Source organism: Gordonia metallireducens, from assembly GCF_021245825.1.
In the GTDB taxonomy this organism is placed as follows: Bacteria; Actinomycetota; Actinomycetes; order Mycobacteriales; family Mycobacteriaceae; genus Gordonia; species Gordonia namibiensis.
Window position 1 is genome coordinate 83,986 of the sequence record NZ_JAJQJP010000052.1, and the last position, 12,866, is coordinate 96,851.

General features: G+C 66.5%; 14 protein-coding genes and 2 tRNA genes. 5 read left to right on the forward strand and 11 right to left on the reverse strand.

Going from position 1 to position 12,866, the window contains the following annotated elements; genetic code table 11:
- Positions 1-58 precede the first annotated feature (58 nt).
- The 5 genes from clpX to LQD00_RS20065 all read right to left on the reverse strand — a co-directional run bounded on the left by clpX (position 59) and on the right by LQD00_RS20065 (position 4,669).
- Entirely contained in the window at positions 59-1,339 is a 1,281-nt protein-coding gene (gene clpX, locus LQD00_RS20045; protein WP_232719093.1) for an ATP-dependent Clp protease ATP-binding subunit ClpX, read from the reverse strand.
- Positions 1,340-1,537: 198 nt separating this feature from the next.
- Positions 1,538-2,236: an ATP-dependent Clp protease proteolytic subunit gene (locus tag LQD00_RS20050; protein ID WP_006866777.1), complete on the reverse strand. Its 699-nt coding sequence runs from the start codon at positions 2,234-2,236 to the stop codon at positions 1,538-1,540.
- A gap of 55 nt (positions 2,237-2,291) precedes the next feature.
- A complete protein-coding gene (locus LQD00_RS20055) occupies positions 2,292-2,891 on the reverse strand; it encodes an ATP-dependent Clp protease proteolytic subunit (RefSeq protein WP_006866776.1) in 600 nt (199 codons plus the stop codon).
- Positions 2,892-3,147: 256 nt separating this feature from the next.
- Positions 3,148-4,509 carry a trigger factor gene (gene tig, locus LQD00_RS20060; protein WP_232719094.1) on the reverse strand — a complete coding sequence of 454 codons (1,362 nt, stop codon included), beginning with the start codon at positions 4,507-4,509 and terminating at the stop codon, positions 3,148-3,150.
- Between the two features lie 86 nt (positions 4,510-4,595).
- Positions 4,596-4,669, reverse strand: a tRNA-Pro gene (locus tag LQD00_RS20065).
- A gap of 198 nt (positions 4,670-4,867) precedes the next feature.
- On the opposite strand from LQD00_RS20065, the gene LQD00_RS20070 reads away from it, so the two are divergent.
- Positions 4,868-4,941: transfer RNA gene (locus tag LQD00_RS20070), tRNA-Gly, on the forward strand.
- A 114-nt stretch (positions 4,942-5,055) separates the two neighbouring features.
- Here the strand turns inward: LQD00_RS20070 and LQD00_RS20075 are convergent.
- The gene (locus tag LQD00_RS20075) at positions 5,056-5,325 is read right to left on the reverse strand and encodes a hypothetical protein (RefSeq protein ID WP_232719095.1); all 270 of its coding nucleotides are present in this window, start codon (positions 5,323-5,325) and stop codon (positions 5,056-5,058) included.
- A 211-nt stretch (positions 5,326-5,536) separates the two neighbouring features.
- Here LQD00_RS20075 and LQD00_RS20080 point away from each other — a divergent pair, with 211 nt between their 5' ends.
- Positions 5,537-5,722 (forward strand): hypothetical protein, encoded by a 186-nt coding sequence (locus LQD00_RS20080; protein WP_232719096.1) that lies wholly within the window; start codon positions 5,537-5,539, stop codon positions 5,720-5,722.
- Between the two features lie 289 nt (positions 5,723-6,011).
- On the forward strand, positions 6,012-6,710 hold the full coding sequence (locus tag LQD00_RS20085; protein WP_232719097.1) for a L,D-transpeptidase: 699 nt from the start codon (positions 6,012-6,014) through the stop codon (positions 6,708-6,710).
- A gap of 101 nt (positions 6,711-6,811) precedes the next feature.
- On the opposite strand, the gene LQD00_RS20090 is transcribed toward LQD00_RS20085, so the two are convergent.
- The 4 genes from LQD00_RS20090 to LQD00_RS20105 all read right to left on the reverse strand — a co-directional run bounded on the left by LQD00_RS20090 (position 6,812) and on the right by LQD00_RS20105 (position 9,676).
- The gene (locus tag LQD00_RS20090; RefSeq protein ID WP_232719098.1) at positions 6,812-7,774 is read right to left on the reverse strand and encodes a PE-PPE domain-containing protein; all 963 of its coding nucleotides are present in this window, start codon (positions 7,772-7,774) and stop codon (positions 6,812-6,814) included.
- Between the two features lie 83 nt (positions 7,775-7,857).
- Positions 7,858-8,295, reverse strand: coding sequence for a cupin domain-containing protein (locus tag LQD00_RS20095; RefSeq protein WP_232719099.1), 438 nt, complete (start codon positions 8,293-8,295; stop codon positions 7,858-7,860).
- A gap of 94 nt (positions 8,296-8,389) precedes the next feature.
- A complete protein-coding gene (locus tag LQD00_RS20100; protein WP_232719100.1) occupies positions 8,390-9,193 on the reverse strand; it encodes an Fpg/Nei family DNA glycosylase in 804 nt (267 codons plus the stop codon).
- 3 nt (positions 9,194-9,196) lie between these two features.
- On the reverse strand, positions 9,197-9,676 hold the full coding sequence (locus tag LQD00_RS20105) for a ribose-5-phosphate isomerase (RefSeq protein ID WP_040536043.1): 480 nt from the start codon (positions 9,674-9,676) through the stop codon (positions 9,197-9,199).
- Positions 9,677-9,698: 22 nt separating this feature from the next.
- On the opposite strand from LQD00_RS20105, the gene LQD00_RS20110 reads away from it, so the two are divergent.
- Positions 9,699-10,724 (forward strand): M48 family metallopeptidase, encoded by a 1,026-nt coding sequence (locus LQD00_RS20110; protein WP_006866767.1) that lies wholly within the window; start codon positions 9,699-9,701, stop codon positions 10,722-10,724.
- Positions 10,725-10,771: 47 nt separating this feature from the next.
- Here the strand turns inward: LQD00_RS20110 and LQD00_RS20115 are convergent, their stop codons facing one another.
- A complete protein-coding gene (locus LQD00_RS20115; RefSeq protein ID WP_006866766.1) occupies positions 10,772-11,395 on the reverse strand; it encodes a mycothiol-dependent nitroreductase Rv2466c family protein in 624 nt (207 codons plus the stop codon).
- 206 nt (positions 11,396-11,601) lie between these two features.
- On the opposite strand from LQD00_RS20115, the gene LQD00_RS20120 reads away from it, so the two are divergent.
- On the forward strand, positions 11,602-12,837 hold the full coding sequence (locus tag LQD00_RS20120) for a TetR/AcrR family transcriptional regulator (protein WP_232719101.1): 1,236 nt from the start codon (positions 11,602-11,604) through the stop codon (positions 12,835-12,837).
- Positions 12,838-12,866 lie beyond the last annotated feature (29 nt).

Genomic DNA, 12,866 nt, shown 5'->3' on the forward strand with positions numbered 1-12,866 from the left:
CAAGAATCCCCGCCCAATGATCCGGGCGGGGATTCTTGGTGTCTACGAACCGTTTACGTCAGGCGGTCTTGTCGCGGCGCTCGTCGTTCGACGCCTTGCGCGGGACGATGGTCGGCAACACGTTGTCGCGCACCGTCTCACCGGTGACGACGACCTTCTCGACGTCGTCTCGGCTCGGGATGTCGTACATGACCGGCAGCAGGACCTCTTCCATGATGGCGCGCAGACCACGAGCACCGGTGCCACGATGGATCGCCTGGTCGGCGACCGCCTCGAGGGCGTCCTGGGTGAACTCGAGTTCGACGTTGTCCATCTCGAACAGGCGGGTGTACTGCTTCACCAGTGCGTTCTTCGGCTCCGACAGGATGCTCACCAGCGAGGCCTTGTCGAGGTTGGTGACCGAGGCGACGACCGGCAGACGGCCGATGAACTCGGGGATCAGCCCGAACTTGATCAGGTCCTCCGGCATGACATCGGCGAACTGATCCGAGGTGTCGACCTCGTCCTTGCTCGCCACTTCGTTGCCGAATCCCAGGCCGCGCTTGCCGATTCGCTCGGACACGATCTTCTCGAGACCCGCGAACGCACCAGCGACGATGAACAGCACGTTGGTGGTGTCGATCTGGATGAACTCCTGATGCGGATGCTTGCGCCCACCCTGCGGCGGCACCGACGCCTGCGTGCCCTCGAGGATCTTCAGCAGCGCCTGCTGCACACCCTCACCGGACACGTCACGGGTGATCGACGGGTTCTCGCTCTTGCGGGCGATCTTGTCGACCTCGTCGATGTAGATGATCCCGGTCTCGGCACGCTTGACGTCGTAGTCGGCGGCCTGGATCAGCTTCAGCAGGATGTTCTCGACATCTTCACCGACGTAGCCGGCCTCGGTGAGCGCGGTGGCGTCGGCGATGGCGAACGGCACGTTCAGCATCTTGGCCAGCGTCTGCGCGAGGTACGTCTTGCCACAACCGGTCGGGCCGAGCATGAGGATGTTCGACTTCATCAGCTCGACGGTCTCACCCGTGCGGGAGTCCTTCTTCTCCCCCGCCTGGATGCGCTTGTAGTGGTTGTAGACGGCCACCGCGAGCGTGCGCTTGGCGGTGTCCTGACCGATGACGTACTTCTCGAGGAAGTCGCGGATCTCCGCGGGCTTCGGGAGTTCGTCGAGTTTCACGTCGCCGTTCTCGGCGAGCTCCTCCTCGATGATCTCGTTGCACAGGTCGATGCACTCATCGCAGATGTACACGCCGGGGCCGGCGATGAGCTTCTTCACCTGCTTCTGACTCTTCCCGCAGAAAGAGCACTTGAGCAGGTCGCCGCCGTCTCCGATTCGTGCCATCTCGCGTAGTACCTACTTCCTCGTTGCCGGACTGTCGTCGTGGTCCGTCGCGTCGCACGCAGCCGGGCACGGATGATCTGACGACCTCCGAATGCCCAGTAACCCGACGGTACCCGCGCACCGCTCGAACTTCGACCGATAAGGCCAAATGTCGCGACAGAAAATCCCCGCGACTTCTGTACTGGTTGTGGGTTGTCCCTAGGACTTCTTCATCGACTTCTTGCGGTATTCGAAGACCTCGTCGACGATGCCGTATTCCTTGGCAGCCGCGGCGGTCAGGATGTTGTCGCGATCGGTGTCCTTGCGGATCTTCGCCTTGTCCTGGCCGGTGTGGCTGGCCAGGATCTCGTCGAGCCGGTCGCGGATGCGCTCGATCTCGGCGGCCTGGATCTCGAGGTCGGAGACCTGACCCTGGTAGGCGCCACCGGTGCGCGGCTGGTGGATCAGGACGGTCGCGTTCGGCAGGGCCGCACGCTTGCCCGGGGTTCCGCCGGCGAGCAGGATCGCCGCGGCCGAGGCCGCCTCACCCAGGCACACCGTCACGATGTCGCAGTGGACGTACTGCATCGTGTCGTAGATGGCGAGCATGTCGGGAACGCTGCCGCCGGGCGAGTTGATGTACATGGTGATGTCGCGATCGGGGTCCTGCGACTCGAGGACGAGAAGCTGGGCCATCACGTCGTTCGACACGACCTGGTCGATCGGGGTGCCGACGAAGACGATGCGCTCCTCGAACAGCTTGGCGTACGGGTCGTACTGGCGCTGACCGTTCGGGGTGTGCTCGATGAACGACGGCAGGATGTAGCGCGCCTCGATGTTCTTGAGCGCCAACGCCGACGACGGGATACCGGCGGCGACCTCGGCGGGCATGCCGTCCAGGGAAAGGGAGTTGGTCATCTGTTGCTCCAATGAGTAGGTGTGGCTCGGAGGTGGCGGGATGCTCGGGACCGGGTCACTGCCCCGGACGCGAGATCACCTTGTCGACGAAGCCGTACTCCTTGGCCTCCTCAGCGGTGAACCACTTGTCGCGATCCGCGTCGGCCTCGATCTTCTCGAGCGGCTGACCACTGAACTCGGCGTTGAGCCGGTTCATCTCCTTCTTGGTGAGCGCGAACTGCTCGGCCTGGATGGCGATGTCGGCGGCCGTACCGCCGATACCCGCGGACGGCTGGTGCATCATGATCCGCGCGTGCGGCAGGGCATGACGCTTGCCCTTGGCGCCGGCCGCGAGGAGGAACTGACCCATCGATGCCGCCATGCCCATCGCGTAGGTGGCGACGTCGCACTGGGCGAGCTGCATGGTGTCGAAGATGGCCATGCCCGCGGTGACCGAGCCACCGGGCGAGTTGATGTAGAGGTGGATGTCCTTGGTGGGGTCCTCGGCGGCGAGCAGCAGGATCTGCGCGCACAGCCGGTTGGCGATGTCGTCGTCGACCTGGGTGCCCAGGAAGATGATGCGTTCGCGCAGCAGACGCTCGAACACCGAATCGGTCAGGTTCAACCCAGCCACACCCGAACTCATCGAGGGTGTGTGGATGGTCGGCTCACTCACAGGTTCCTACCTTTGCCTTGTTGTCATGACCTGTGCGCGCCGTCGCCGGCGTCGCACACGTTCTCTGTCTGATGACGTCCTCTCCGACACTAACCAATCCACACCCACCGGCACTCCCGAGGACACGTCTATTCGCTGAGAGCAGAACGGGTCATCACAGTGAACGGCGAATGCAGACCGGTGCACTCGACGCCGATCGCCGGCCCCCGCGAACGGGGACCGGCGATCGGTGATGCGTGGGAGAATCCGGGTGGACTCAGTTGTCGGCGTCGGCCGCCTCGTCGGACTCGGCGTCGTCATTGCTGCCGAAGAACTCGGAGGTGTCGACGGTCGCACCCTTGGTGTCGGTGACGGTGAACTCGCCGACGATGCCGGCCAGCGACTTGCCGCGACGGACGTCGGCGTAGACCGCGCCGACCTGGTTCGCCTGGGTCAGCTGCTGGATGAACTCCTGCGGCTGCATGCCGTAGCGCTGTGCGGTGAAGATGATCTGCTGGGTCAGCTCGTCCTGGCTGACCTCGGTCTCCTGCTGATCGGCGATCGCATCGAGGAGCAGCTGCTGCTTGACCGACTTCTCGGCCTCCTCGCGGGCCTCGGCGTCCCACTCCTCGCGGGTCTTGCCCTGCGCCTCGAGGAACTTCGCGACCTGCTCGTCGTCGTGACCGAGAGCGTGGATGATCTGGTGCTGCTGGCCCTCGATCTCCTCGGCGACGACCTTCTCCGGCAGCGGGACCTCGACGGTCTCGATCAGCTTCTCGAGCACGGCGTCGCGGATCTTGTTGGCCTGCTCGAGCTTCGCCGACTGCTCGACGCGCTCGGCCAGGCTCGCACGCAGCTCCTCGACGGTGTCGAACTCGCTGGCCATCTGCGCGAAGTCGTCGTCGACCTCGGGGAGCTCGCGCTCCTTCACCGACTGCACGGTGACCTTCACCAGAGCCTCTTCGCCGGCGTGGTCACCGGCGACGAGCTTGGTGGTGAACTCCTTGCTCTCGCCGGCCTTCAGGCCGATGAGGGCGTCGTCGAGTCCGTCGATGAGCTGGCCGGAGCCGACCTCGTGGGACAGACCCTCGGTGGTGGCCTCCTCGACGGCCTCGCCGTCGACGGTGGCCTCGAGGTCGATCGACACGAAGTCACCGTTCTCGATGCCGCGCTCGACACCCTTGAGGGTGCCGAAGCGGGCGCGCAGGCCCTCGAGCTGCTCGTCGACCGCGGCGTCGTCGATCTCGATGGCGTCGACCTCGACCGCGAGGGTCGAGTAGTCGGGCAGGGTGATCTCCGGGCGGACGTCGACCTCGGCGGTGAAGGTGACGGACTCGCCGTACTTCAGCTCCGACAGGTCGATCTCCGGCTGGCCGATGGCCTTGGTCTCGGTCTCGGCGATGGCCTCCGAGTACTTGGCGGGGATGGCGTCGTTGACGACCTGCGCCAGGACCGAGTCGCGACCGACACGGGCCTCGATCAGCTTGGCGGGCGCCTTGCCCGGGCGGAAGCCGGGGATCCGGATCTGCTGGGCCAGCGACTTGTACGCCCGGTCGAAGTCTGCGGACAGCTCCTCGAACGGGACCTCGACATTGAGCTTCACTCGGGTCGGGGTCAGTTGCTCGACAGTGCTCTTCACGCCTACTGCTCCTTATATCTGGGGTGGTGATGAAAGTTCGGTTTCGGGTGGTGTGCCCCCGTGACCCACACGGTCACATCGACAAGTCGGGATGACAGGATTTGAACCTGCGACCCTCCGCTCCCAAAGCGGATGCGCTACCAAGCTGCGCCACATCCCGCGGTCCTCAGGTCGCGGTGGAGGCCTCACGGCCGACCGCACATCAGGGCCAACAGAAGATAGTACGTGGCGCCGGTTGCGCCGCGACCAACGGGTGCCGGACGCACCGCCACCCCACCCGATTTAGAAATACGGCGCGCTGCCATGTACAGTCACTCATCGCACGCGGCGAACTCCGGTTCCCGGTGATCGCGAGCACGCGGGTGTAGCTCAATGGTAGAGCCCTAGTCTTCCAAACTAGCTACGCGGGTTCGATTCCCGTCACCCGCTCCACCACACCCCTCGACCCGGTCGAGGACACGATCCGACCCTGGTCCGTCGAAAGACGAACGGACCAGGGTCGTTTCGTTTCTCTGGGCGGTCGGCGGCCTCAGGCCACGGTCGACCTCAGAATTCCCAGAAGGGGAAGCCCTCCCCGAACTCGTAGAAGTCAAACGGGTAGTCGTAGAACGGCGGGAGCTCCGGCAGAGGCGGTGTCTCCGGCGTGTCTTTCACCGCGCCGTTCTCCCCCGGGCCCGTCGAGATGACGGGTGGCGGACATGGAGCGGTCTGCCCGTTGGCGATGGGCATCGTGCATGGTGTGTCGGCGCTCGCGAGTGCCGCGCCACCGAAAAGCCCGGCGGTGGCGGTGGCGACAGCGAACGTCAAGGTGGTCAAGGGTCGGTTCATTGCTCTCGGTCTTCCATTCGCAGACGTCAGCACCCCCCTCCGCGCGGAAATGTCTCCCGACCTGCGTGCACTCTCGTGCACGCGCCCTGTCCTTCCCGGGTGCCGACCTCCAGATTGCTCCGGCCGACGACGTTGTTTGCGGTGTTCGCGAAGCCGCAACCCAGCTGTGACACACGACACACTCGCGTAAGCTGAGGGCATGTCATCCACACATACGAAAACCCAGCGAAAGTGTCAGACCTGCGGCGCACCGCTGTACATACGCAGGGACATCACCGAATCCGAGACCGGACTCGAGCGCGTCGACATCATGCTCGTCTGCCGGGACGAGGCGTGCACGCAGCCGGTGCGGCATCTGCGCACAGAGCACCCGCAACCCGTCTGAGTCCCGGCGCCCCAGTGGGACAACCGATCCTGTTGACACCACCGCGACAGGGACGATGATGCACGCCGATGAGATGATCGGCGGAGTCCGCCATCGGTCTGTGACGACCATCACTCGAGTTGCGGTCACGGCGCTCACCACTGGTTTTTGCCAGCTCGCACGTCCCGTTTGCGATCGCGGCGCCGGCGGGGCCGCCGCATTCCTTGGCCGTTAGACAACGGTTGTGTAACGATGGATTCGCGCTTTCAGATGTACAGCGCGAGATATTCATCGAACGAAGGTACGACTAGTGCAGACCAACAATGTGCCGACCTCGCGGTCTCGCCGACGCTCCACTCGGCGCCTCAGCGGGATCGTCGTCGGCGTCCTGGCCATGGCTCTCGCCCTCCCCGGCGTTGCGAACGCTGCACCCGTCACCGTGATCCCCGGCCTTCCGCCGGTCGAGATCCCCGTGATCCCCGGCCTGCCGACGCCGCCGGCGCCGAGCACCCCGAAGGCCCCGGAGCCGCCGTCGAGCAGCACCACCCCGGAGAAGCCCGCCGGTCCGGCGATCCCGAACGTGAAGACCCCGACCGGGTACATCGCCCTGGCCGACGACAAGACCCACACCATCACGTGGTGGAAGAACGGTGAGGTCGTCAAGTCCATGCCGATCTCGATGGGTTCGGACAAGCACCCGACCCCGAACGGTGTCTACTACACCAAGGAGAAGTACCGCGACATGTACATGGATTCGTCCACGTACGGTGTGCCGGTCGACTCCGCCGAGGGCTACCGCACCTACGTCGAGTACGCGACCCGCATGTCGTGGGACGGCATCTTCATCCATGCGGCACCGTGGTCCGTCGCGCAGCAGGGCAACAGCAATGTGAGCCACGGCTGCATCAACGTCACCACCGAGTTCGGCAAGTGGGTCTACGACAACGTCCCGCGTGGAACCCCGATCGTCGTCCGCAACACCATCGGCGGCCAGTACAACGGCAACTGACCCCCGTCACATCCGACCTCGAAGGCCGGTCACCGCCACGGTGGCCGGTCTTCGTCGTCGGTGTGGGACTCGAGTCGCGACGTCACGACTCGTGCGACTCGTCACGCAGCGCGGATGTGATCCGCGGAAACGGCCGCGAACGTCGCCTGCACCTGCAGCCAGCCCGCGATCACCTGGCACCCGGTCGAGGCGGGATCGGTGACAGATGCGCGTCGATAAGGCTCGTGCCCGTACGAGGTGTGGCGTCCGCCCGGCGAATTCGCCCACGCGATACCGAGGAACCGCATCATCGACGGCAGATAGCAACGGATCTCCCACCAGGCCGATGCGAGTCGTCGGATGTCCCGTCGCCACTGTGACGGCCGCACTGCTGTGCGGCGGGCGTTCTGGAAGGCATTGCGGCGCAGCACCTCGAATGCGCTGCGTCCCCAACGGCCCATCGCGGCGAAGGTCATCGCCCGGGTGAGGTCGGCGATGTCACGGACCAGGGAATCGGCGCGTGCGTTGCAGATCATGTCGTCGGGTGCGCCCACCCACATCACGGGCAGGCCGGAAGGCAGCTGTTCACCGGGACCCGCGACACCCCAACCGTCGCATCCGGGTACGGCGCCCGGCGGCTGGTGCGGGTCCGCGACGAGTCCGACGCCGAGCACTCGGTCGACAACCGGATGACGGCGCGCCCCCAGTTCGGCGAGCGCCGCCCGGATCACCACGGCGCCTTGCGAATACCCCAGCAATGCGACCGATCCCGTGGCCTGTTCGAGCAGCTCGGACAATCGCCGGGCACCGATCGCCACACTGTCGACGAAGCTCATGCCACCGGGATGGGGCGCCGGGCCGTAACTCGCCGGATAGGCGACCCAGCGGCAGGAGAACCGATCGTCGAGTTCGTCGGTCACGCCTGCGAGAAGACCGGTCACCTCGGTCCGGACATCACCCGGGTACGACTCCCCGGTTCCGCCGACCACGAAAACGGTGATCTCCGGCTGCTGGATCTTCCCGAGTTGTTCGACATCGCCGAGGGCGTCGTCGCGGGTCCGCTCGTCGCTGTACACCTCATCCATCGTGACGACCGCACATGTGAACGGACGTCAGACGACGCTGTGGGTTCGCTGAGATCCTCCGGGGGCCTCGCGACCGACGGAGGTCAGAAGGTGGCGCCGGGCGGCGGCTTGGCGACGTAGTCCGCGGTCTCGATGATCGCGATGAAGAAACCACTCCCCTCGATCACGTTCGCGCTGTGACTCAGGCCGGCCGGGATGTAGATGCTCGCCGGCGCTTCCACCACATACGACTCGTCACCCAGCGTGATCTCGTAGACCAGGTGGTCGAGCGAGAGGAGGATGTTGATCTCGGGGCAGTCGTGCACGTGGGGCTCGCAGTAGTCCCGGGTCGCGGCCGAGACGGCTCGCATCTCGTGGGCGACGACGCGCTTCTCGGCCTCGGGGAACAGATCGCCGCCGGCGAGGACGCGTCGGGTGATCGGCGCATCCGAAGCACCGTGGAACGGCACGTCCTTCAGTGGCGACACCTCACCGCGCGAGATCAGGCCGGCATGGACACGGGATTCCTCGACGATCGACACGCTTACCCCCAGAGATTCGACGCGGATGCCGTACATCCCGAACTCCCGCGATGCTACTGAGGTTCGCCTATCCATACATCTTTTGAGGGGAGCATCACGTCTGGCACACCGGACACCAGTAGAGCTTGCGGGCCTCGAGTTCGGCGAGCAGGACCGGAGTACCGCAGATGCGACACGGATCCCCTGCCCGGCGGTAGACGTAGGTCCGCGGACGATTCGCCGCATACGCCGGCGCCCCGTGGTCGTCCTCGGGCCGGATCACGTGGATCCGGCCGCGGCGAACGCCCACCTTCATCAGCGCCACCAGATCGGTCCACATCTCGTCGAATTCGCCTCGGAGAAGGCGCTTCCCCGAGCGCATGGGATCGATACCGGCACGGAAGAGGACCTCGGCACGGTAGACGTTCCCGATCCCCGCGATGACCTTCTGGTCCATCAAGAGTGCGCCGATCGGTCGCGACGAGCGGGAGATCGCCGCCCACGCGCGGTCCGGGTCGGAGTCGCGGCGCAGAGGGTCGGGACCCAGTCGGGCGATCAGCGCGTCGAGATCGGCAGGGTGGTAGATCTCACACGCCGTCGGCCCGCGCAGGTCGGTGCCGGTGTCCTCGGTCTCGATACGCAGCCGGACCTGACCGACCGGCTCCGGCAGCGGCGCCGTCAACTCGGTGAAGGCGCCGTACAGGCCGAGGTGGATGTGCACCATCCGCTCGGTACGACCGTCGCGATAGCGATGGAGCAGATGTTTGCCCCACGCCTCCGCGGCGTGAAAGGTCATCCCGTCCACGGCGGCCGCACCGTCGGCGAACCGCCCCTGGGGGCTGGTCACCCGGACCGGCCGGCCACCGAAGAGTCGCTGTTGCCGGCGGGCGAGCCGGTGCAGCGTATGACCCTCGGGCACCGATCAGGCCGGCGGCTGCGGGACCTCGGGGGCCACGCCGGTGCGCTCGTACTCGGCGAGAATGTCGATGCGGCGCTGGTGGCGAGCCTCATCCGACCACTCGGTGGCCAGGAAGGCGTCGACGATGGCGAGGGCTTCCTCGGTGGAGTGCATGCGCCCGCCGATGCCGATCAGCTGGGCGTTGTTGTGCTGGCGTGCGAGCTGCGCGGTCTCGACACTCCAGGCCAGGGCGCAGCGGGCGCCGGGCACCTTGTTCGCGGCGATCTGCTCGCCGTTTCCGCTGCCGCCGAGCACGATGCCCAGGCTGCCCGGGTCCGCGACGGTCCGGGTCGCGGCGTCGATGCAGAAGGCCGGGTAGTCGTCGAGGGCGTCGTAGACGTGGGCGCCACAGTCCACCACCTCGTGTCCGTTCGCCGTCAGGTGGTCGGCGATCTGGTTCTTGAGTTCGAATCCGGCATGGTCGGCACCGAGATAGACACGCATGGCGCCACTATAGATTGAGGGCGTGGACACGCCTGCGCCCATCCCCCGAGCGTTGCCGAACCCGATCCCGAACGTGCCCGGGGTCGCCGACCCGCTCCCGGAGACACCGCCCGACCCGTCACGACGCTGGCTCCGCGCGGCTCGTTTCGCCGCGCGCCCGCAGCTGCATCCGTGGGAGATCCCCGTCCTCGTCCTCGTCATCCTCACCACAACGGTGGGATACGCGGCGATCGTGCTCCTCGTCGCCCTCGGCATGTTGGACCAGATCCTGCTGGCCGCCTTGGCATTTCCGCTGCTGCTGTTCGTGATCCGCGGTCTGACCTATGCGACGCCGCGCGTGAACGGCGTGCAGATGACGCCCACCCAGTTCCCGGAGGGCTACCGGATGGTGGTCGAGGCCGCCGCCCGATACGGACTGGAGTACGTTCCCGACGCCTACGTCGTGCTCGGGAACGGACAGATCAACGCCTTCGCCTCCGGCCACGGATTCCGCCGGTTCGTCGTCGTCTACTCCGACCTGTTCGAGGTCGGTGGCGCCGCGCGCAGTCCCGAGGCGCTGGAGTTCATCATCGGACACGAGGTCGGGCACATCGCGGCCGGGCACACGTCGTACTGGCGTCAGCTGGCAACGGTCTTCGGCACCAACATCCCTCTGCTCGGCAGCGCCCTGTCACGGGCGCAGGAGTACACCGCGGACAACTACGGCTACTACGCGAAGCCGGCGGGGGCTCCGGGCGCGATCGGCGTCCTGGCCGCCGGCAAGTACATGCTGTCGGCGGTCGACTTCGACCAGTTCGCCGACCGCGCCACCCACGAACGTGGCTTCTTCGTGCACCTGGTCAATGCGATCTCGACCCATCCCGTCCTGACCTGGCGCGCAGCTGCACTGCGTGACCGCACCCGGGCCGGCGCGATGTTGCTGCGGCCACGCCGGATCGTGCGCGGCATCGGCAGCGGCAACGTCGTGGCCGTGCCACCGCCTGCGCACCCGGCGACGGTCCCGACCGGTTCGCTCCCGAACGGCATCGAACCCCCGCCCAGGTTCTGAGCGGGGGTTCGGGAAGCGGGTTCGCGGAGAGCGAATCGTGCTGCGAATCAGTCGAACTGGGGCCCTTCGGTGCGGCTGCGCTTGAGCTCGTAGAAGTGCGGGTACGACGCGAGGGCGAGCGCCCCGTCCCACACCTTGCCGGCGTCCTCGCCGCGCGGGATACGTGACAGCACCGGGCCGAAGAAGGCGACACCGTTCACGTGGATCGTCGGGGTGCCGACGTCGTCGCCGACCTTGTCCATTCCCTCGTGGTGGCTCTTGCGGATGGCCTCGTCGAACTCCTCGGAATCGGCGGCCTTCGCCAGCGAGGCATCGAGCCCGAGCTCGGCGAGCGCACCGGCGATGACCTCGTCGAAGTCCTTGATCCCCTCATTGTGGATCCGGGTGCCCATCGCGGCGTAGAGAGGCGCGAGGATATCGTCGCCCTTCTCCGCTGCAGCGGCGGCGATCACCCGGACCGGACGCCATGCGTTCTTCAGCGCCTCGCGGTACTCGTCGGGGATCTCCTTGCCCTCGTTGAGAACGGCCAGGCTCATGATGTGGAAGTTCACGTCGATCGGCCGGACCTTCTCGGCCTCGAGGATCCACCGGGAGGTGATCCAGCACCACGGGCAGAGCGGGTCGAACCAGAAATCGACCCGATCGGTGGTGGACTGGCCCTGCTCTGACATCGTCGACGTCCTCTCAGAAGTGGTGTTCGATCTCGACCGTACCGGCGGCACCGTCAACCGTGCTCAACATCGGCACGCGTCGGGCTGTTCCCGGTTTGTGATGTGAGCTGCGGAAATCTGGCTCGGATCCGGTTACGGTTCCTTGGGAGGACCCCTTCGGGTGGGCCACGTCCGGGTCAGCCACCGTTCTCGGAGAGGAAACGTCCATGTCGTCGACGCCGAATGATCCGGGCTCCGGTCCCGGTCCGGCGGGCGCGCGGGCGAACCCCCGGGGGCTCCGGGCCGAGCAGATCGTCCGGGCGGCGACGATCCTCTTCCAGGACTTCGGCTACCGCAACGTAAGCATCGAACAGATCGGTGCCGCGGTGGGTCTCACCGGTCCCGCGGTGTACCGCCACTTCCCCGGCAAGCACGACATCCTCGTGCAGGCGTTGTTGACCCAGGTCGACCTGGTGGACCAGCTCGTGCGCGAGGCCGACGGCCGCGGCGAGACTCCGGCGGCCCAACTGTGGCATTTCCTCGATCGTCTCGGGGACATGACCGCCAATCACGACGTGTCCATCCTCTGGCGCCGCGAACAACGGCACCTGCAGCCCACACAACTCGCCGAGATGCGCGGCTATTTCACGAAGTACGGTGACTACATCGCCGACAAGGTCGTCGCAGTACGACCCGACCTGCCGGACGCCGATGCCCGTCTACTCGGGTTCGCCGTCCTGAGCCTGTACTCCAACACCTCGGTGATCCGCGGGCAGATGCCGCCCGCGCGCGTGATGCAGATCCAGCGGGCCATAGCCCGGTCGATCGTCGACTGCGAGGTGCCCGCAGCCGGACCCGACGCCTCATCCCCGTCGCCGCCCACCCGACGCCCCGCCGACCGGCACGAGCGCATCCTCGATGCCGCCACCGACCTGTTCGCCGAGCGGGGTTTCCACGACGTCCGGATCGACGACATCGCGCGGGCGGCCGACATCTCGGTCGCCACCTTCTATCAGCAGATCCCGGGCAAGACCGAGGTCTTGCGCGCGATCCTGTTCCGCGCCCTCGAGGGAATGCTCTTCCTCACGGCCCACGACCTCGACGGCGTCGAGCCGAGCGACGCCCTCGACGTGCTGATCTCACTGCACGTGGAGCAGGCGCTCGGCGTGCACGGACGGATCGTCCCGATCTTCACCCGCGACCTCGTCTACCTGCCCGAGGCCGACCAGGACGTCTTGCGGTCGGCCCAACGCGCATACATCGCCGAATGGGCCGCCGCGATCCGCGCCCGCACGCCCGAACTGTCCGAGGGCGACGCCGCAGGCCTCACCCGCGCGTTCATCGGGGTGACCGGTGACATCGTGCAGTCGCCGGAGCTGCGCGCGCGACCGGGGATCTCCGACGCCCTCATCGCACTCGCGACCGCGATCCTCCAACCCGCCGATCTGCTGTCGGACGGCTGAGCACCGCCAATCTCTATAAGCTGGCCTGC

Bases quoted from the DNA above. Each gene is read 5' to 3' on its own strand.
- clpX (WP_232719093.1), bottom strand. From the start codon at position 1,339: ATGGCACGAATCGGAGACGGCGGCGACCTGCTCAAGTGCTCTTTCTGC.
- LQD00_RS20050 (WP_006866777.1), bottom strand. From the start codon at position 2,236: ATGACCAACTCCCTTTCCCTGGACGGCATGCCCGCCGAGGTCGCCGCC.
- LQD00_RS20080 (WP_232719096.1), top strand. From the start codon at position 5,537: ATGTCATCCACACATACGAAAACCCAGCGAAAGTGTCAGACCTGCGGC.
- LQD00_RS20090 (WP_232719098.1), bottom strand. From the start codon at position 7,774: ATGGATGAGGTGTACAGCGACGAGCGGACCCGCGACGACGCCCTCGGC.
- LQD00_RS20105 (WP_040536043.1), bottom strand. From the start codon at position 9,676: ATGCGTGTCTATCTCGGTGCCGACCATGCCGGATTCGAACTCAAGAAC.
- LQD00_RS20115 (WP_006866766.1), bottom strand. From the start codon at position 11,395: ATGTCAGAGCAGGGCCAGTCCACCACCGATCGGGTCGATTTCTGGTTC.
- LQD00_RS20120 (WP_232719101.1), top strand. From the start codon at position 11,602: ATGTCGTCGACGCCGAATGATCCGGGCTCCGGTCCCGGTCCGGCGGGC.